Source organism: Methylobacterium sp. 142-1Y (assembly GCF_057747795.1).
Genome location: NZ_CM173224.1, coordinates 1764225 through 1781500 on the forward strand (window position 1 = coordinate 1764225; position 17276 = coordinate 1781500).

General features: G+C 68.7%; 16 protein-coding genes and 1 tRNA gene. 4 read left to right on the forward strand and 13 right to left on the reverse strand.

Annotated elements, in window-relative coordinates; translation table 11 throughout:
• Window position 1: 1 nt before the first annotated feature.
• From AC3AOF_RS08110 to AC3AOF_RS08120, 3 genes are all read right to left on the reverse strand, one after another.
• Window positions 2-1219, reverse strand: a complete 1218-nt coding sequence (locus tag AC3AOF_RS08110) for an ABC transporter substrate-binding protein (RefSeq protein ID WP_488348182.1) — start codon at window positions 1217-1219, stop codon at window positions 2-4.
• Complete coding sequence (locus AC3AOF_RS08115; protein WP_488348183.1) at window positions 1216-2031, reverse strand: GntR family transcriptional regulator; 816 nt, start codon at window positions 2029-2031, stop codon at window positions 1216-1218. The genes AC3AOF_RS08110 and AC3AOF_RS08115 overlap by 4 nt, the downstream gene beginning before the upstream one ends.
• Before the next feature lie 656 nt (window positions 2032-2687).
• Window positions 2688-3638, reverse strand: a complete 951-nt coding sequence (locus AC3AOF_RS08120) for a glycosyltransferase family 2 protein (RefSeq protein ID WP_488348184.1) — start codon at window positions 3636-3638, stop codon at window positions 2688-2690.
• A gap of 355 nt (window positions 3639-3993) precedes the next feature.
• On the opposite strand from AC3AOF_RS08120, the gene AC3AOF_RS08125 reads away from it, so the two are divergent.
• Window positions 3994-4215, forward strand: a complete 222-nt coding sequence (locus AC3AOF_RS08125) for a hypothetical protein (RefSeq protein WP_488348185.1) — start codon at window positions 3994-3996, stop codon at window positions 4213-4215.
• A gap of 29 nt (window positions 4216-4244) precedes the next feature.
• Here AC3AOF_RS08125 and AC3AOF_RS08130 read toward each other — a convergent pair whose 3' ends face one another.
• The 8 genes from AC3AOF_RS08130 to AC3AOF_RS08165 form a co-directional block, all read right to left on the reverse strand.
• The gene (locus AC3AOF_RS08130) at window positions 4245-5279 is read right to left on the reverse strand and encodes a glycosyltransferase family 2 protein (RefSeq protein WP_236991245.1); all 1035 of its coding nucleotides are present in this window, start codon (window positions 5277-5279) and stop codon (window positions 4245-4247) included.
• 261 nt (window positions 5280-5540) lie between these two features.
• Complete coding sequence (locus AC3AOF_RS08135; protein ID WP_203157014.1) at window positions 5541-5732, reverse strand: hypothetical protein; 192 nt, start codon at window positions 5730-5732, stop codon at window positions 5541-5543.
• Between the two features lie 466 nt (window positions 5733-6198).
• A complete protein-coding gene (locus AC3AOF_RS08140; RefSeq protein WP_488348186.1) occupies window positions 6199-6417 on the reverse strand; it encodes a DUF333 domain-containing protein in 219 nt (72 codons plus the stop codon).
• Window positions 6418-6507: 90 nt separating this feature from the next.
• Complete coding sequence (locus AC3AOF_RS08145) at window positions 6508-7230, reverse strand: ABC transporter ATP-binding protein (RefSeq protein ID WP_139034876.1); 723 nt, start codon at window positions 7228-7230, stop codon at window positions 6508-6510.
• A 4-nt stretch (window positions 7231-7234) separates the two neighbouring features.
• Window positions 7235-9289, reverse strand: a complete 2055-nt coding sequence (locus AC3AOF_RS08150) for a branched-chain amino acid ABC transporter ATP-binding protein/permease (RefSeq protein WP_488348970.1) — start codon at window positions 9287-9289, stop codon at window positions 7235-7237.
• 78 nt (window positions 9290-9367) lie between these two features.
• Window positions 9368-10240, reverse strand: a complete 873-nt coding sequence (locus AC3AOF_RS08155) for a branched-chain amino acid ABC transporter permease (RefSeq protein ID WP_236991242.1) — start codon at window positions 10238-10240, stop codon at window positions 9368-9370.
• Window positions 10241-10354: 114 nt separating this feature from the next.
• Window positions 10355-11569: an ABC transporter substrate-binding protein gene (locus AC3AOF_RS08160; RefSeq protein WP_236991241.1), complete on the reverse strand. Its 1215-nt coding sequence runs from the start codon at window positions 11567-11569 to the stop codon at window positions 10355-10357.
• 204 nt (window positions 11570-11773) lie between these two features.
• Window positions 11774-11848: transfer RNA gene (locus tag AC3AOF_RS08165), tRNA-Gln, on the reverse strand.
• A gap of 165 nt (window positions 11849-12013) precedes the next feature.
• Between AC3AOF_RS08165 and AC3AOF_RS08170 the strand changes: the two genes are divergently transcribed.
• Window positions 12014-12769 (forward strand): SDR family oxidoreductase, encoded by a 756-nt coding sequence (locus AC3AOF_RS08170; protein WP_236991240.1) that lies wholly within the window; start codon window positions 12014-12016, stop codon window positions 12767-12769.
• A 162-nt stretch (window positions 12770-12931) separates the two neighbouring features.
• Window positions 12932-14545 (forward strand): peptide chain release factor 3, encoded by a 1614-nt coding sequence (locus AC3AOF_RS08175; RefSeq protein WP_488348187.1) that lies wholly within the window; start codon window positions 12932-12934, stop codon window positions 14543-14545.
• A gap of 46 nt (window positions 14546-14591) precedes the next feature.
• Here AC3AOF_RS08175 and AC3AOF_RS08180 read toward each other — a convergent pair whose 3' ends face one another.
• Together AC3AOF_RS08180 and AC3AOF_RS08185 are read right to left on the reverse strand one after the other, a co-directional pair.
• Entirely contained in the window at window positions 14592-15044 is a 453-nt protein-coding gene (locus AC3AOF_RS08180; RefSeq protein WP_236991238.1) for a response regulator, read from the reverse strand.
• Between the two features lie 57 nt (window positions 15045-15101).
• On the reverse strand, window positions 15102-15572 hold the full coding sequence (locus AC3AOF_RS08185; RefSeq protein WP_236991237.1) for a BLUF domain-containing protein: 471 nt from the start codon (window positions 15570-15572) through the stop codon (window positions 15102-15104).
• A gap of 226 nt (window positions 15573-15798) precedes the next feature.
• Here AC3AOF_RS08185 and AC3AOF_RS08190 point away from each other — a divergent pair, with 226 nt between their 5' ends.
• Window positions 15799-17172 (forward strand): flagellar hook protein FlgE, encoded by a 1374-nt coding sequence (locus AC3AOF_RS08190; RefSeq protein WP_488348188.1) that lies wholly within the window; start codon window positions 15799-15801, stop codon window positions 17170-17172.
• Window positions 17173-17276: the final 104 nt, after the last annotated feature.

Consider the following 17276-nt stretch of genomic DNA (forward strand, 5'->3'; position numbering starts at 1 on the left):
GTCACGCCTTGAAGGGGAAGTTCGCCTTCGCCTCGGCGAAGTCCGGCGGCGCGATGACCTTGACGTCGCCGCCCTGCACCTGCGTGTTGAGCGGGAGCGCCGAGGTGTTCTGGCCGCCCGCGAACTTCGACTGGCCGTAGGGCATCACGCCGCTGCCGAAGCTCTGGGTGGAGAGCGCCTCGATGATCTTGAGCCGGTCGGGCGCGCCGGCCTTCTCGATCGCCTCGGCCATCAGCCGCACGGCGGAATAGTTCATCGGGATGTTGTAGGCGAAGGCGCGGCCCGCGGCTTCCGTGCGCTTGCGCAACTCAGGCGTCAGCGGGTTCTTCGGATCGGGCCAGTGGTTGCAATCCATCACGCCCTCGGCCGCCTGCGGGAACTCCTTGACGAAGCGCAAGGACGAGGCACCGCCGCCGAGGATCGCGTAGATGCCCTTCGGCCGGACCCGCTGCTGGAGCATCGTGCGGGCGAGCAGCACGAACTCCCCATAGTAGTTCGACGGGATGACGAGATCGGGCTGGAGCGAGCGGATGCGCAGGACCACGTTGGCCATGTCGCGGGCCGGGGTCGGGTGCGACACGGTCTCCAGGATCTCGAAGCCGAGCTTCGGCAGCTCCGCCTGGAGGAGCTTGGCGAGGCCGGAGCCGAACAGCCCGTCCTCGTGCACGATCACGACGGTGCGGGCCGGCTTGCCGGCGGCGTCGTTGAGGGCGACGAGGCGTTCCAGGGCGCTCTTCGTCACCATGCCGAAGCTCGGCGAGAACCGGAAGGTGTTCTTCAGGCCGCGCTGGGTCAGCTGGTCGGCGACGCCGACATCGATCAGGTAGGGCAGGTCGTAGCGCGAGGCGGCCTGGCTCGCCGTGGCGCAGAGGCCACTGCCGAAGCCGCCGACGATTGCCGCGACGCCCTCGCCGTTCAGGCGCTCGGTCTCCTGCGCCGCCACTTCGGGGCTCGACCGGCTGTCGGCGAAGACGATCTCGAGCTTGGCTCCGCCGAGCGCTTTCAATCCGCCGGCGGCGTTGATGTCCTGCACCGCGAATTCGGCGCCGAGCTTGCCGAGGTCGCCGTCATTGGCGAGCGCGCCGGTCACCGGCTGGATGATGCCGAGCTTCACGGACGCGCCTTGCGCCCGCAGGATCGCCGGCATCGCCACGAGCGAGGTCGCAGCGAGGCCGGTGCGCAGGACGGCGCGGCGGGACGGAACGAGGATCGAGGTCACGGGGCGGGCCTCCTGGGGTAGGAACGACGGGTCTCGGGCTTGACCGGGCGGGTCGCGGCGGGCGTCCAGCGCCGCTCGCCGGCGTCACCCGTGCGCAGCAGGTCCATCTGGAAGGCGTAGCGGTCGGGCCGGTAGAGCGCGTGCAGGTGCTCGACGCCGCGGCCGGCCGGATCGAACACCACCCGGGTGAGGTCGATGAGTGCCGAGCCGACTTCGAGGTCGAGGGCGGCCGCCACTTCGGGGCCGGCGAGCGTCGCGCCGATCGCCTGCGTCGCCCGGTCGGCGGTGACCCCGGAGCGCTCCATCAGTTCGAGGAGCGGCGTCGCGGCGAGATCCGCCTCCGAATAGGACAGGCCGACCCGCTCGGGGACGTGGGTGGTGAGGAAGGAGAAGGGCTGACCGTCGATCAGGCGGACGCGCACCGAGCGCTGCACCCGCTCTGCCGGCTCCAGCAGCAAAGCCTCGGCGATGGCGGCGGGCGCCGCGACGTACTCGAAGGACAGGAGCCGCACGCCGGTGGCCCGCCCCATGGCGATCAGGCCCGAGAGCAGGTTCGGCAGGTCGCCGACCACCGGCCGGGGACCTGCCGGCCCCTGCACGAAGGTGCCGGAGCCGGGCCTGCGCCGCACCAGCCCCTCGCCGGCGAGCAGGTCGAGGGCGCGCCGCACGGTGACCCGCGCCAGGCCGTGCTCGGCGGCGAGCGCCGGCTCGCCCGGCAGCCGCGCGCCGGGAGGCAGCCGGCCGCTGGTGATCTGGTCGCGCAGCAGCAGGTAGAGCCGGCGCGCCTTGTGCGGTTCGATCGCGGAGGTCACGGGGCCATCCCTGGCTCGCGGCTTGCACCATCGCTGCCTGGAGCCGCCCGCGGTCATCCGCCGACGCTCACCTGTCCGATTATGCAGACAGGTAGCTGTCCGTCAATTGGGACAGGTTGATTGCGCTAACAAGAATTTTCGGCCGCCCGAGAGGAGGAGAGGCGCTGGGCTCCCCCTTCCCCCCTCTGCGGCGGAGGGTGCCCGGCTGCGAGTGCGAAGCATTCGTGCGCCGGGCGGGAGAGGGACAGCGCGACGCCGCTCCAGGGAGCGCCCTTCATCAAGGCCGCGACCTCTCCGGAGCCGGCGTCCGCTCTCCCGGCTCGCTTGCGCTCGCCACCCTCCCCCGCAGAGAGCAGGACTGTCCGGGGAAAGACGAGGCGCTGGAAATCCCCTCTCCCCGTGGGCGGGGAGAGGAGAGAACCAGTGCCATTCTTTTCCCCGGACATCCCTGCGCAGAGGGGAAGGGGGAAACCCCCGTCTTTCCCTTCGCCGAGCAGATTTGCAAGAAAAAACAGACGATAATAATTGCGAATTGATTGATATTCATATATATTATGTTATTTCAATAACGAATAATTGCGGTTTCGAAGAAATATAAACCAATTTCTGCGTCAGTAAAAATCTTCATTGCAACACGATTTTCCGACGAAAATGCTTTACCGCGACGGCACCCATTGCCGCGACAGCGCGTAGAGCCGATGCCCGAACGACCACGTCCGCAGGAAGCGCTTGGCGTAGCGCACCGGGTCGTCGGCGAGGCGGCAATGCCGTCGCAGGATGTCGCGCGCGGCCTCGGGATCGCCGACATCGAGCAGCTGGCGGGCGTATTCCAGCATCAGGAAGTTGCGGTAGCGGCCGGCGGAGCGGACGAGGTGGGCCGGCACCGCGCCGTGGCGCAGGAGGGCGGTGAGCGTCCGGTCGAAGGGCGGCGGCAGCGGGCGACGGCGCAACTGGTGCGCGAGCACGCTGGTCGGGTGACCGTCGCGGTAGACGGCAGTCGGCTCGGAGACGTAGCGGAACGGTCCCTCGAAGGCGAGGCGGCACCAGGTGTCGGTGTCCTCGCCCATCACGGCGCCGACGGGGAAGAGGCCGGCACGGATCAGGGCGGAGCGCGCCACCAGCACGCTGCTGGAATGCACCGCGTAGGGATAGGTCGCGAGCAGGAAGGCGAACGGGTCGTCGACCCGCTGGTCGGGGAGGTCGGCCTTCATCACGGGTGCCGAGCGGCTGGCCAGCAGGTGGTTGGCGAAGACCACGACCGCATCCCCCTTCGAGGCCGCCGCCAGGAGGTTCTCGAGGTGCCGGCCGGCCCAGAGGTCGTCGGCGTCGAGGAAGGCGATCCAGTCGGTCCGCGCCGCGGCGATGCCCCGGTTGCGCGCTGCCGCGCTGCCTGCATTGGCCTGGCGGATCAGGCGGATGCGGGGATCCGTGAAGGCCGCGACGACGTCGCCGCCGCCATCTTTCGAGCCGTCGTCGACGACGATCAGCTCGAACGATTCGAAGGTCTGCCGGAGGACAGCCTCGACGGTCTGCCCGATCACGTCCGCCTTCTGGTAGAGCGGGACGACGATGGAGACGGCGGGGTCACGGGCGAGGAGAGAGGCCATGGCGGGGATCCCGGGCTTCGAGGGCGCCGCTTCGAGACCGCGCCGCGTCCGGTTCCCTGAGTAGCAGGCGCCCTGCCGACGGAGAGCCGCGCCTTCCGGCGACAGGCCACCGGCCGGATGGCGCAAGGGGTACGACGAAGGGTGGTGGTGGGGCGCGCGGCGCGCCCGACCGCGTCACCGTACCGCGTCACCGTTCGGGGGCGGCCCGTCGAGATCGGGCCGCCACGCCGGACTTCAAGGCCGGCGCCGCCGCGTTGGGATTCCGGGACAAGAGATTGGGACGCAGCGGCGTTTCCCGGGTGCTGCTTCCATGTTTGAACTAACGCCGTCGCCCACCTGCACCGGCTTATGGACCATGTCGACGAGACGCTTCTCCCCGATCCCCGCCTGGCTGCGCCGCCGCGGCTTTTCCCCGCGCGTGAAGCTGGCGATCGCCGCCGCCGTCGAGCGCTCGGCCCTCCGCCGCGACGCCCCGGAGCCGGAGAGCCGCTGCCAGATCATTCCGTTTCCCGTCCGCCCGCTGCCGGTCCGCGCGGACGCTCTCGGCAACGCCCGGATCCTCCAGGCCGGCGCCTGAGAGACCAGGCGGCTAGGCTTCGGCACGCGTCAGCGCGCGTCCTGCACCGCGTCCGGGCGCTCGATCGGGGCGACGAAACGGCCGAGCGACAGGCCGAGACCTTTCGTGACGACCGGGCGCACGGCCTGCCAGGCGCGCGGGCCCATCGCCAGCTTGGCGCGCTGGAGCCACCACAGGCGCGTGCGGCGGACCTCCGGGCTGATGCCGGCGGCATGCGCCATCATCGCCCGCGCACCGGCGGAGTCGCCGCGGTCGAAGGGCTGGCTGGCATGGCGCACCGCCGCCATGGCGAGCCCCAGCCGCATCGGCCTCTCCAGGTCGGCGACCGCCGCCGCCTCGGGATAACCGAACACGGTGTCGAACATCAGCTTGCGCTGGTCGATGTCGCGCAGCATCTGCTCGTAATAATACGACGACATGTTGCTGCCGTGCTGGCGCCAGACGCCCTGCGGGCGGTCGATCCGGGCGACGGCGCCGTGCAGGGCCAGCCGCAGCCACATCTCCTGATCACCCGAATGGGTCAGCTCCGCCCGGTAGCCGCCGACCTTGTGCTGAATCGCGGTGCGCACCACCGCGGTCGAGGTGTGGACCGGATTGATGAAACGGTTGAGCGCGAAGAACCGGCTCGTGTCGTAGATCGTGTGCGCAGCGTCGAGGTCGGCCGACGGCATCTCCGGACGGGGCCTTCCCTCCTCGACGCTGAGATAGGGGCCGTAGACAAGGCTCAGCTCCGGCCGCGCCTGCATCAGGTACGCGGCCCGCGCCAGGGCGCCTGGCGTGACGAAATCGTCGGCGGAGAGCAGCAGCAGGCAGTCCGCCCGCGCCCAGGCCAGGCCCTCGTTGTAGGTGGCGATGTGGCCGCGGTTGGTCGCGTGCCGGACGTATTCGACGCGGGAATCGGCCCGGCGCAGGGCCTCGGCCACCTCGGGCGTGTGGTCGGGCGAGGCGTCGTCGAGGATCAGGACGCGGACGTCGCACCCCTCGGTCGCCAGGACGCTGCCGACGCTCTCGGCGAGGAAATCCGCGTAGCGATAGCAGGGAATGATGACGTCGACGCTCGGCATGTCCGCCCCTTTGGCCTGTCCGACCCGGCTGGCGGGCCCCGGTTGCACGTCCCGGCGGCCCGCCATCGCGAAAAGCCAGCCGGCGCGACGCCGGAACCGCGTCTCGCGGCCCTGCACGCAGGACGCGATCAGACCATGGGACGGGGACGGAGCAACCTTGTCGAGTCGACGGTGCCGGGCAGTCTTTCGGCGACGACGGCCTACGCCGATCGGCGCGGTCGCCGGAGGACGGGCGGGGCGCGACGGCCCCGCCCCGCGTCCTCAGCGGCCCGGATGCACGAACAGATCGTCGAACTCGCCCGGCTCGTAATGCCGGCCGGTGATGTCGGTGATGACGATCCACTCGTGACCGTCGGCTGCGAGTTCGTCGGCCTTCTCCAGGGCTGCCTCCGGCGAGGTGCGCTGGTACGAGAGGTGCCCGTCCGGGGTGTGGGCCGTCACGACGAGATGCATGGCTCTCCTTGCTTGCTCAGGGAGCCATTCTACCGGAACATACCTCGCGGGGCGAGTCGGGCAGCAGCGCGCTTTTGGGATCGTTGGCACCGCCGTGGAGGCGGGACGGCCGAGCTTTCTGACCCGTCGTCACGGAGCGGCCTCACTCCGGCGCTAGGACGGCTTTCGTCGCCGCTGCCCTAGGAGGCCCGAAGATGCCCGTCCTGTTCGCCGCAGCCTCGTGCCTCGCCCTCGGGATCGCCCTGGTCGTGTTCCTCGGGATGAGCGCCTAGAGCACGTCACGATCGCGTAGCAATCGCGAAGCTCTCCAGATCCTGATTTTACCGCGTTTTCTACGACGAACCGGCATCCGCTTCGTCGGAAAACGCTCTGGAGCGACGTTCGATCGTGATGCGACCGGATGCTGTTTGCAGCGAACTTGCGTCGACGGGCCTACGCTCCGTCGACGCAACCCGTCCAACAGGCGTCAGTTCTTCGCCTTGTTCGCCTCGCGGAAAAGCTGCCACTCCTCGACCACGCGCCCGTCCGGCAGGTGGCAATAGCCGGCGTCGCCCTTGGCCTCCTTGCGGATCTCCAGGCGCCCGCCGACGGAGGTGCAGTAGGCCGAGGCCGGGTTGCCGAGGGCCCAGGCCTGGGGGATGCCGACGCCCATGACCAGCGCGGCGGCGGCGAGCAGCGATGTCACGACTCTTCTCCGATCCGGTTTCCGGATGCGAGAATAGAAGTGCTCGATGAACCGGCGGTGACGCAAGGGCGCCCCGCCGATCCGATTTCGTCAATGCCCGCCGCCCAGATAGGCCGCTCGCACCTGCGGATCGTTGCGCAGCTGGGCCGCCGGGCCCTGGAAGCGGATGCGGCCGTTCTCCAGCACGTAGGCGTGGTCGGCCACACCCAAAGCCGCCATGGCGAACTGCTCGACCAGCAGCATCGTCACCTGCTCTTCCTTCAGCCGGCGGATGATCCGAAAAACCTCCTCCACCAGCTTCGGGGCGAGGCCCATCGAGGGCTCGTCGAGGAGCAGGATCTCCGGGCGCAGCATCAGGGCCCGGCCCATGGCGAGCATCTGCTGCTCGCCGCCCGACAGGGTGCCGGCGAGCTGAGTGCGGCGCTCGCGCAGCCGCGGGAACAGCGTGTAGGCCCGCTCCCGGTCGGCGTTGACGTCGCCCTTCGGCCGCGAGCCGGTGAGGCGCGGGAAGGCGCCGAGCGTCAGGTTGTCCTCGACCGAGAGGGTCGGGAAGACCCGCCGTCCCTCGGGCGAGTGGGCGAGGCCGGTGCGGGCGACGTCGTGGCTCTCCAGGCCGCCGATCTCGCGGCCGTTGAGCTTGATCGAGCCGGCGCGCGGCTTGATCATGCCCGAGAGCGCCCGCATCGTGGTGGTCTTGCCGGCCCCGTTGGAGCCGATCAGGGTGACGACCTGGCCCTTCGGCACCGTGAAGGTGAGGCCGTGCAGAACCTCGATCTGGCCGTAGCCGGCCGACAGGCCGCTGACATCGAGCATCTCTCTACTCCGCGGCGTCGGCAACCGGGCTGCCGAGATAGGCTTCGATGACCTTCGGGTCGGACTGGACCTCGCGGGCGCCGCCCTCGGCGATCTTGTGGCCGAAATCGAGCACGCTGACGCGGTCGCACAGCCCCATCACCACGTCCATGTGGTGCTCGATCAGGATCACCGTGATGCCGGCGTCGCGGATCTTGCGGATGATGAGGGTCAGCTCCGTGATGTCGGGAGCGGTCAGGCCCGCGGCCGGCTCGTCGAGGAGCAGCAGGACGGGATCGAGTGCGAGCGCCCGGCCGATCTCGAGGAGACGCTGCTTGCCATAAGGAAGGTTGCGGGCCTCGACCTGGGCGAGCGACCCGAGGCCCACGAAGTCGAGGATCGCCATGGCGCGGGCCCGGGCCTCGCGCTCCTCGCGCCGGCGCCGCGGCGTGCCGAGGATCGCGTCGAACAGGGTTCCCTGGAAGCTGTGGTGCAGGCCGACCAACACGTTCTCGAGCGCCGTCATCTCGCGGAAGAGCTGGACGTTCTGGAAGGTGCGGGCGACGCCCGCGAGCGCGATCTCGGACGGCGTGCGGCCGTCGAGACGCTTGACCGCGTCCGTGCCCGTGGCCAGCGACACCCCTCCCGCGGTCGGCTTGTAGATGCCGGTGAGCACGTTCATCATCGTGCTCTTGCCCGAGCCGTTCGGCCCGATCAGGCCGTGGATCGTGCCCGGCCGCACCGCGAGGTCGACCTCGTTGAGGGCCTTGAGGCCGCCGAACTGCATCACCGCCCGCTCGACCCTGAGCAGCGGGTCGGCGCCGGAGCGGCCGCCCTGGCGGATCAGCGCGTCGCCCGAGGCCGCGAGTTCCTGGGTCGCCCCGGTATGGTGCGGGCGCAGGAAGGGCAGCTTCTCCCGCAGGAAGCCGACGATGCCGTCCGGCAGGTAATAGACCACGAACAGGATCATCAGGCCGAAGACGGTGAGGCGGAAGTCGGTGACCGATTCCATCGCCAGCGTCGCCGGGAAGAAGGCGAGGCAGAGCGCGCCCGGGATGAGGAGCGTCATCCGGTCGTCCTTCCGGCGCAGGAAGGCGAGGCCGACCACGACGATCGCGAGGCCTGCGATGATGCCGGCCATGATCCGCACGAGCCCGATATCGGCCAGGATGTTCGGCATCATCACGATGATGGCGGCGCCGATCAGGGGACCGGCGCGCGACTTGCGCCCGCCCATGGTGACGGCGAGCAGGAACAGCACCGTCAGCTCGAAGCCGTAGGAATTCGGCGCGACGTAGCGCTCCGACCAGGCGAAGAGCGCGCCGGCTAGACCCGCGAGCGCCGCCGAGATGACGAAGGCGTAGACCTTGTAGCGGTAGACGCTGACGCCCATGCAGTCGCAGGCGATCGGCGAATCGCGCAGGGCCTCGAAGGCGCGGCCGAACGGCGAGCGCACCACCCGGTTGACCACCACGATGGTGGCGAGCAGGCAGGCGCAGACGAGGTAGTAGAATTCGAGCTTGCGGCCGGCGGCCCCCCAGGGCGCCTGCAGGCCGATCAGCGAGAAGTCGAGGACCCGGGCCGGCGGCAGGGTGATGCCCAGCGGACCGTTGGTGAGATCCGTCATCTCGTTGATGAAGATCTGGATGATGGTGCCGAAGGCCAGCGTCACCATGGCGAGATAGGGCCCGCTGACCCGGAGCGCCGGGATGGCCAGCAGCAGGCCGAACCCCGCCGTGACGCCGATGCCGGCGAGAAGACCCGCCCACAGCCCCAGCTTGAATTTGAGGAACAAGACGGCCGCCGCGTAGGCACCGATGCCGAACAGGCCGGCATGGCCCAGCGAGACCTGGCCAGTATAGCCGACCACGATGTCGAGACCGAGGATCAGGATCGCGTAGATGGCGATCACCACCAGCAGGTGGATGTAGTACTGGCTGGTGACGACGTGCGGGAACGCCGCCAGGAAGACGACGAGGCACACGGCCCCGAGGAGGCCGACGAAGCGGCCGAGCCCGGCTTGAGGGACCGGCGGGGCGGTTTGCCGGGCCAGCGCCGGCGCGGGGGCGGACTGCGCCATGGTGATGAAGGACCCTGGATGAACGGGGGGCATTGAGAACCGCTCCCGCGATCCGGGAGCGGCGCTGAGCGAAAACGATCAGACCTTCTTGATCACGGCCTTGCCGAACAGGCCGACCGGGCGCACCGCCAGCACGGCGAGCAACAGGATCAGGCCGGGCACGTCCTTGTAGCCGGTCGAGATGTAGAAGCCGGTGAGCGTCTCGGCGACGCCGAGGATCAGCCCGCCGACGATCACGCCGAGGCCGGATTCGAGGCCGCCGATGATCGCCACCGCGAAGGCCTTGAGCGCCAGCACCGAGCCCATCGTGGCACCCGTGAGGGTGACCGGGGCGACGAGCACGCCCGCGAAGGCCGCCGTCATCGCGCTGATCGAGTAGGACAGGGTGATGACCTTCTGGGTGTTGATGCCCATGAGCCCCGCGGCGTCGATGTCGTTCGAGGTCGCCACCACCGCCTTGCCCCAGATCGAGCGGCGGTTGAACAATTCGACCGCGAGCATCATCAGGAGCGCGCCGGCGACGATCATCAGTTCCATCGGCAGCACCCGGACGCCGCCGACGGTCAGCGCTTCTTCCGGCAGCGGCGAAGGGAACTTGAGGTCGTCGCGCCCCCAGATGTTCTCGGCGACGTTCTTGAAGATGATGCCCAGCGCGATGGTGGCCATGATCCACCCGTACTCGGACTTGATCTTCACGGCAGGGCGCACGCCGAGCCGCTCGACCACCGCGCCGAGGGCGAAGCCGAAGACCAGGACCAGCGGCAGCATCAGCCAGTAGCCGGTGAACGGCACCAGCGTCAGGCCGAACAGGGCGCCCAGCATCAGCGCCTCGCCCTGGCCGAAATTCAGGGTCTTGGAGGTCGCGAAGGTGAGCTGGTAGCCGAACGCGATCGCGGCGTAGATCATGCCGACGGCGACGCCGCTCGCCACGAGCTGAAGGAAGATATGCATGACGGGAAGGCTCGTCTCGTCGGGCGGCCCCGGGCATCATGCGGCGGGGCGGACCCCGCGCTCATGCGCGGGTACGGGCCCCGCGCCACGGGCGCGGGGCCTTCAGGTGCGGCCTCAGTTCGAGGCCTTCTCCTTGACGCGGACGACGCCCGCGTTCTTGGCGTCCTCGTCCTTGGCGTAGACGATCTTGCCGTCCTGGACCTTGCCGAACACCACCATGTTGCGGCTGATGGCGTTGTGGTCCTTGGCCGTGAACGGCTTGTCGTAGGTGGTGACCACGCCCTCGACCTTGCCGTTCAGGTCCTCGAGCGCGGCGCGGACCTTCGGGCCGTCGGTGGTCCCGGCCTGCTTGATCGCGGCCGCCAGCAGGTAGACCGAATCGTAGCCTTGCGCGCCCGCCACCGGGGTCGGGATCTTGTTGACCTTGAAGGTGGCGTAATAGCCGTCGAGGAAGGACTTGCGCTTCGGCAGCGTCTTATCCTCGATGAAGGTCTGGGGCATGATCACGCCGTTGCCGTTCGCCCCGGCGATATCGATGAAGCTCTGCATCGAGGCCGGCCACGAGGTGATCATCGGCACCTTCCAGCCGAGCTTGGCCATGCCGTTGGCGATCTGGGCCAGTTCCGGGCCGATGCCGTAGGCCAGGATCACGTCGGCGCCCGCCTGTTGCGACTTCAACAGCTGGGGCGTCATGTCGACGTCCTTGATGTTGAATTTTTCCACCACGACCGGCTTGATGCCCTTGGCCTTGAGGTATTTTTCGAGGTCCTCGCGGCCGAGCTGGCCGTAATTGGTCGAATCGGCCAGGATCGCGATCTTCTTGAAGCCCTGGGCGACCGCCTCGTCGGCCATCATGCCGGCTTGCAGCACGTCGTAGGCCGAGGTGCGGAAGACGTAGTTGTTGTCGTAGTCCGGCGGGTTAAACTGGTTGGTGATCACGGTGCCGGTGGCGACGTTGTTGATCACCGGGATCTCGGCTTCCTGGTAGAAGCGCTGGGCGGCGAGAGCCACACCGGTATTGATGAAGCCGAGGGTGGCGACCACCTTCTCCTTGTTGATCAGTTCCTGGGCGACCTGGGCGCCGACCTCGTTCTTGGCCTCGTCGTCGCGCTCGACGAGCTGGATCTGGCGTCCGAGCACGCCGCCGTTCTTGTTGATCTCCTCGGCGGCGAGCCGCACGCCGTCGCGCATCGATACGCCCATCGACGAGGAGCCGCCGGTATAGGGGCCGGTCACCCCGATCTTGATCGGGTCGGCCGCCAGGGCCGGGGCCGCGAAGGCGGTCGCGCAGGCGAGCGCCGCCGCGAGCGCGGTCAGGGATGAGCGCATCTGGATTCCTCCGGGGACCGTTTCTTGCCGTCCCGACCTTGGCGGGCGGGGATCGGGGTGCCGGATAGAACCGGGATTGGCAGCGCTTGTCGAGCGCGTCTTTCGATCTAGAAAGCCGGCTTCGCGGCGAAATCCAGCCGCTGGCTCACTCCGCCGTGTGACTGGGTGAGACCCCGACGAATCTGGAGGAACAAGCTGAAGAAGTGGCTGGGGCGCCAGGATTCGAACCTGGGAATGGCGGTACCAAAAACCGCTGCCTTACCGCTTGGCGACGCCCCAACGCGCGGCTGGCGCTTCCATAGCCGGGTGGGGCGGTGCTGGCAACCGGGGGCGTTGCGGTTCGGTGCACGGGCGGCGGTTGGAGGGGCTTTCGGGCTCGTGTATGCCGATCCTTGCGAACGGCAGGGATAGCCGCAACCATCAACGACAGGGGGAGGAGAGCCGATGAGCATGCAGAAGGTCGCGCTGGTGACCGGGGCCGGCTCGGGGGTGGGGCGCGCGGTGGCGCTCGGGCTGGCCGATGCCGGCTACGACGTGGTGCTGTCGGGGCGCCGGCCCGAGCCGTTGCAGGCGGTCGCCGCCGAGATCGAGGCCAAGGGCCGGCGGGCACTGGCGCAGCCGACCGATATCGGCGACGAGGCCTCGGTGGCCGCGCTGTTTGCCCGCGTCGAGGAGACCTTCGGCCGCCTCGACGTCCTGTTCAACAATGCCGGCATCGGCGCGCCGCCGGTCGAGCTCGACGAACTGCCGGTCGCGACCTGGAAGGCGGTGGTCGACACCAACCTCACCGGTGCCTTCCTGTGCACCCAGGGCGCGTTCCGGCTGATGAAGAAGCAGCAGCCGCGCGGCGGGCGGATCATCAACAACGGCTCGATCTCGGCCCACGTGCCGCGGCCGTTCTCGGCCCCCTACACCGCCACCAAGCACGCCATCACGGGTCTCACCCGCTCGACCTCGCTGGACGGGCGGGCCCACGACATCGCCTGCGGCCAGGTCGATATCGGCAACGCCGCCACCGACATGACCGTGCGCATGCAGGCCGGCGTGCCCCAGCCCGACGGCTCGACCCGCCCCGAGCCGACCATGGACGCCAAGCACGTCGCCGACGCGGTGGTCTACATGGCGAGCCTGCCGCTCGACGCCAACGTGCAGTTCATGACCGTGATGGCCACCAAGATGCCGTTCATCGGCCGCGGCTGACGGGGCGCGGCCTCTGGCCCTCGGGCGCCGGCTTGGGGTAGAGAGACGGCGCGGGCGCCGAGGCGGTGCCCGCGCGTTCCCCGATGGGGACATCCTTACCTCGCCGATGCCGGGCCCCGACGGACCCGAGACAGAAACCCGGGTCCGGGCTACACACCTCCCATGCTGATGCAGACAGACGCCCCGCGCGCCCCCGCCGATCCGGTCGCCCGGCGCCGCACCTTCGCGATCATCTCGCACCCGGATGCCGGCAAGACCACGCTGACCGAGAAACTGCTGCTGTTCGGCGGCGCGATCCAGCTCGCCGGAGAGGTCAAGGCCAAGCGCAACCGCGTCTCGACCCGCTCGGACTGGATGGGCATCGAGAAGGAGCGCGGCATCTCGGTCGTCACCTCGGTGATGACCTTCGAGTACGGCGACTGCGTCTTCAACCTGCTCGACACGCCGGGCCACGAGGACTTCTCGGAGGACACCTACCGGACGCTGACCGCGGTCGATTCCGCCGTGATGGTGATCGATGCGGCCAAGGGCATCGAGGCGCGCACCCGCAAGCTGTTCGAGGTCTGCCGCCTGCGCGACATCCCGATCGTCACCTTCGTCAACAAGCTCGACCGGGAATCCCGAGACACCTTCGACCTCCTCGACGAGATCGAGAAGACCCTTGCCCTCGACGTGGCGCCGGTGACCTGGCCGATCGGCCGCGGCCGCAGCTTCGCCGGCACCTACGACCTGCTGCGGCGGCGCGTCCGCCGGCTCGACGCGGCGGACGATGCCGGCACCGTGCCGGTGTCGGGCCTCGACGACCCGCTCTTCGACACCCTGCTGCCGGAGGCGGGAGACGCCGCGACCTGGCGCGAGGAGGCGGAGCTGGCGGAGGGCGGCTGCAAGCCGTTCGATCTCGACGCCTTCCGCGAGGGCCACCTGACCCCGGTCTTCTTCGGCAGCGCCTTGCGCAATTTCGGCGTGCGCGACCTGATCGACGGGCTCGCCGAGGTGGCGCCGCCGCCGCGGGGCCAGGATGCCGATACCCGCGCGGTCTCGCCGACCGAGCCGAAGATGACCGGCTTCGTGTTCAAGATCCAGGCGAACATGGACCCGAACCACCGGGACCGCATCGCCTTCATGCGGGTCTGCTCCGGCAAGCTCAGCCGCGGCATGAAGGCCAAGCTCGTGCGCACCGGCAAGCCGATCTCGCTCTCGGCGCCGCAATTCTTCTTCGCCCAGGACCGGGCCATCGCGGATGAAGCCTATGCGGGCGACGTCGTCGGCATCCCCAACCACGGGACCCTGCGCATCGGCGACACGCTCACCGAGGGCGAGGAGCTGGTCTTCCGCGGCGTGCCGAGCTTCGCCCCGGAGCTTCTCCGCCGGATCAAGCTCACCGACGCGATGAAGGCCAAGAAGCTGCGCGAGGCCCTGCAGCAGATGGCGGAGGAGGGGGTGGTGCAGCTCTTCCTGCCGCAGGACGGTTCGAGCGCGATCGTCGGCGTGGTGGGAGCGCTGCAGCTCGACGTGCTGAAGGAGCGGCTCCAGGCGGAATACGGCCTGCCGATCGACTACGAGCCGACCCGCTTCACCATCTGCCGCTGGATCGAATCGGAGGACCAGGCCGAGCTCGACAAGTTCGTCGGTTCGCACGGCTCGTCGATGGCGAGCGATCTCGACGGGGCGCCGGTCTTCATGGCGACCACCGGATTCTCGCTGCGCTACGAGGAGGAGCGGGCGCCCGCGATCCGCTTCACCGATGTGAAGGACTATCAGAAGCGCCGGGCGTGAGACGACCAGCCGGCGCCCGCCCCATCAGTGGGGCGGCGCCCGATACTCACATCTTGCCGAGGAGCGGGAAGTCGACGTTGAGGCTCGAGATCGGGCCCACCGGCGTCTCGCGCTTGCGCGGCCGGCCGTTCAGCACCTGCTTCAGCTTCGTCTTCAGGAGCGACAGGTCGAAGGGTTTCAGGATGAAGGCGTCGGCGCCGGCGAGGTGCGCGACGTTGATGTCCTCGAAGCTGAACGAGGTCTCGGTGAGGATGAACGGCATGTTCATCAAGACGTCGTCGGACCGGATCTCGCGCAGGAGCTGGATACCGTCCATCGGCTCCATGTCGAGGTCGGAGATCACCAGGCCGTAGCGCTTGCTGCGCAAAGCCTCGAGCGCCTGCGGCCCGTCGGTCACGCCCTCGACCTCCGGGAAGCCGAGGCGGTTCATCAGCTCGGTGATCAGGCGGACGAGTTTGACCTGGTCGTCGACGATCAGGATCGGGGGTGCTTCGCTCATCGGATCCAGCCAGCGGGGTTAGGTTTGGGAGGGATCGCCGGGGGCTCCCGGCGGGTCCTACACGAAGAGGTGGTCGATGCCCTGCTTGGCCATGGTGTCGGCCTGCAGCGCCTGGGCGAGGGCGTGGATCGTGCTCGCCTTCGGGGTCCCGCGCTGGAGCATCGGCGCCAGGTTGGCCTTCTGGAACAGGGCGTCGTTGGTCGCGGTGCGCAGGACATACGCGAACGACGTCACGAACTCGCGCTTGGCGATCTCGCGCCACTCGACGATGTGGACGTCGCGATGGCGGATATCCCCGCCGATCCGCTGGAACGTCTCCTGCACCGACATCCGCTCCCCTTCGAGAATCTGGATGAAGTAGCCCTGATCGACGATCAAGAGGCTGGTGATGACCGAGAACTCGTTCTTCTTCTGCGCATGACGGGCGATGTCGTTGACTTGGCGCGCCCGCTCCTGCGGCTCGGCGGAGAGCTGAGCACGCGAGAAGTAGATCAGGTGAATGAGGCTGCTTCGCTTGCTCGGGCGCATGTCCCTGGTTCCACCGCGGTCCAGGTGGGCAGCTAAGGCCAAGAGGTTCAACGTCGCGTAAACATGGTCCTGGCGATCCGACGGCAGTTTTTGCCGCAGGGGCCGGGTGGCACCCGGCGGGTTTTGCCGCGCGATGGTTCTGTGTCTCAATAAAATCAATGACTTGGGCTGTGGCACACGGCTTGCGGATCATCCCGCCGAGTGATCCGGACGGGATGTGGAAAAGATGGACCTTTTCGGCGCGTTGCAGACTTCGGTCTCGGGTCTCCAGGCCCAGGCCTTCAGCCTCGGGAACATTTCGGGGAATATCGCGAATTCGCAGACCGTCGGCTACAAGCGGATCGACACCGACTTCGCCGACATGCTGGTCGAGCAGCCGGCCAAGCAGCAGAGCGCCGGCGGGGTCGCGGCGTTCTCGCAGCTGACCAACAGCCTGCAGGGCGGGGTGGCGGCGACCGGCATCCCCACCAACATGGCGCTCAGCGGCGACGGCTTCTTCACCGTGCAGACCGCCGGCGGGACGCCCGGCGGCACGCCGACCTTCTCGGGCACCAGCCTCTACACCCGCCGCGGCGACTTCTCGGTCGACCGCGACGGTTACCTCGTCAACGGCGCCGGCGCCTACCTGACGGGTCAGAGCCTCGACCCGGTGAGCGGCGCCTCGACCGGCACCGGGCCGATCAAGATCTCGGACGCGTCCCTGCCGGCAAAGCCGACGACCAGCATCGCCTACGCGGCGAACCTGCCGAGCACCCCGACCACGACGTCGGGCAACGCGCTCCTCGGCACCCTGCCGGGCGGCGATCCCCGGGTGCTCTCGGGTACCGCCGCGACGGCCCCGACGGTCGCAGCCTCCGATTCGGCCGCCTTCGTCAATTCCAGCATCGCGGGCGGCGAGCTCACGGCCTATTCCGGCACCGGCACCCCGGTGAGCCTGCAGATGCGCTGGGCCAAGGTCGCGAATGCCGACGCGACGGCGGGTACCGGCGATACCTGGAACCTGTACTACGCCAACCAGACCGCCACCGGCACCGCGGCCGGGACCTGGCAGAATGCCGGCCAGGCCTTCACCTTCAACGGCAGCGGGCAGCTCACCTCGCCCACCGGCACCAGCCTCAGCATCCCCAACCTGACGGTGAACGGCACCAATCTCGGGGCGGTCGCGCTGAACTTCGGCACCGGCGGACTGACCCAGTACGGCTCGGCCGGCGGCCAGGTCACCACCACCACCTTGCAGCAGAACGGCTACGCCGCCGGCACGCTCAACTCGCTCGCGGTGACGGGCGACGGCAAGCTCACCGGCACCTATTCCAACGGCAACAGCGTGGCCCTGGCCCAGGTCGGCGTGGTGCGGTTCAACGCGCCCAACTCCCTCAAGGCGGTCTCGGGCGGCAACTACGCCCAGACCGCGGAATCCGGCGAGCCGCTGGCCGGGCTATCCGGCACCACCATCGTCGGCGGCAATGTCGAGCAGTCGAACACCGACACCGCCGGCGAATTTTCCAAGCTCATCGTCACCCAGCAGGCTTATTCGGCCAACACCCGGGTGATGTCGACCGCCCAGCAGATGATGTCCGATCTCATCAACGTCATCCGCTAGGTTTTTAAGGGTTCGTTATCCACTTCATCCGATACTGCAAAAGGCGGATATCTGAAGAAGTGCTCGCCAGTGCCGCGGCAAAAGGCTGCGACGAAGCGACAAGA

What these genes read in the sequence shown, in the direction of transcription:
- AC3AOF_RS08190 (WP_488348188.1), top strand. Translation starts at nt 15,799, where the DNA reads ATGGACCTTTTCGGCGCGTTGCAGACTTCGGTCTCGGGTCTCCAGGCC.
- AC3AOF_RS08150 (WP_488348970.1), bottom strand. Translation starts at nt 9,289, where the DNA reads ATGGCGCAGTCCGCCCCCGCGCCGGCGCTGGCCCGGCAAACCGCCCCG.
- AC3AOF_RS08135 (WP_203157014.1), bottom strand. Translation starts at nt 5,732, where the DNA reads ATGCATCTCGTCGTGACGGCCCACACCCCGGACGGGCACCTCTCGTAC.
- AC3AOF_RS08175 (WP_488348187.1), top strand. Translation starts at nt 12,932, where the DNA reads ATGCTGATGCAGACAGACGCCCCGCGCGCCCCCGCCGATCCGGTCGCC.
- AC3AOF_RS08125 (WP_488348185.1), top strand. Translation starts at nt 3,994, where the DNA reads ATGTCGACGAGACGCTTCTCCCCGATCCCCGCCTGGCTGCGCCGCCGC.
- AC3AOF_RS08160 (WP_236991241.1), bottom strand. Translation starts at nt 11,569, where the DNA reads ATGCGCTCATCCCTGACCGCGCTCGCGGCGGCGCTCGCCTGCGCGACC.
- AC3AOF_RS08120 (WP_488348184.1), bottom strand. Translation starts at nt 3,638, where the DNA reads ATGGCCTCTCTCCTCGCCCGTGACCCCGCCGTCTCCATCGTCGTCCCG.
- AC3AOF_RS08180 (WP_236991238.1), bottom strand. Translation starts at nt 15,044, where the DNA reads ATGAGCGAAGCACCCCCGATCCTGATCGTCGACGACCAGGTCAAACTC.
- AC3AOF_RS08170 (WP_236991240.1), top strand. Translation starts at nt 12,014, where the DNA reads ATGAGCATGCAGAAGGTCGCGCTGGTGACCGGGGCCGGCTCGGGGGTG.
- AC3AOF_RS08185 (WP_236991237.1), bottom strand. Translation starts at nt 15,572, where the DNA reads ATGCGCCCGAGCAAGCGAAGCAGCCTCATTCACCTGATCTACTTCTCG.
- AC3AOF_RS08155 (WP_236991242.1), bottom strand. Translation starts at nt 10,240, where the DNA reads ATGCATATCTTCCTTCAGCTCGTGGCGAGCGGCGTCGCCGTCGGCATG.
- AC3AOF_RS08130 (WP_236991245.1), bottom strand. Translation starts at nt 5,279, where the DNA reads ATGCCGAGCGTCGACGTCATCATTCCCTGCTATCGCTACGCGGATTTC.
- AC3AOF_RS08145 (WP_139034876.1), bottom strand. Translation starts at nt 7,230, where the DNA reads ATGCTCGATGTCAGCGGCCTGTCGGCCGGCTACGGCCAGATCGAGGTT.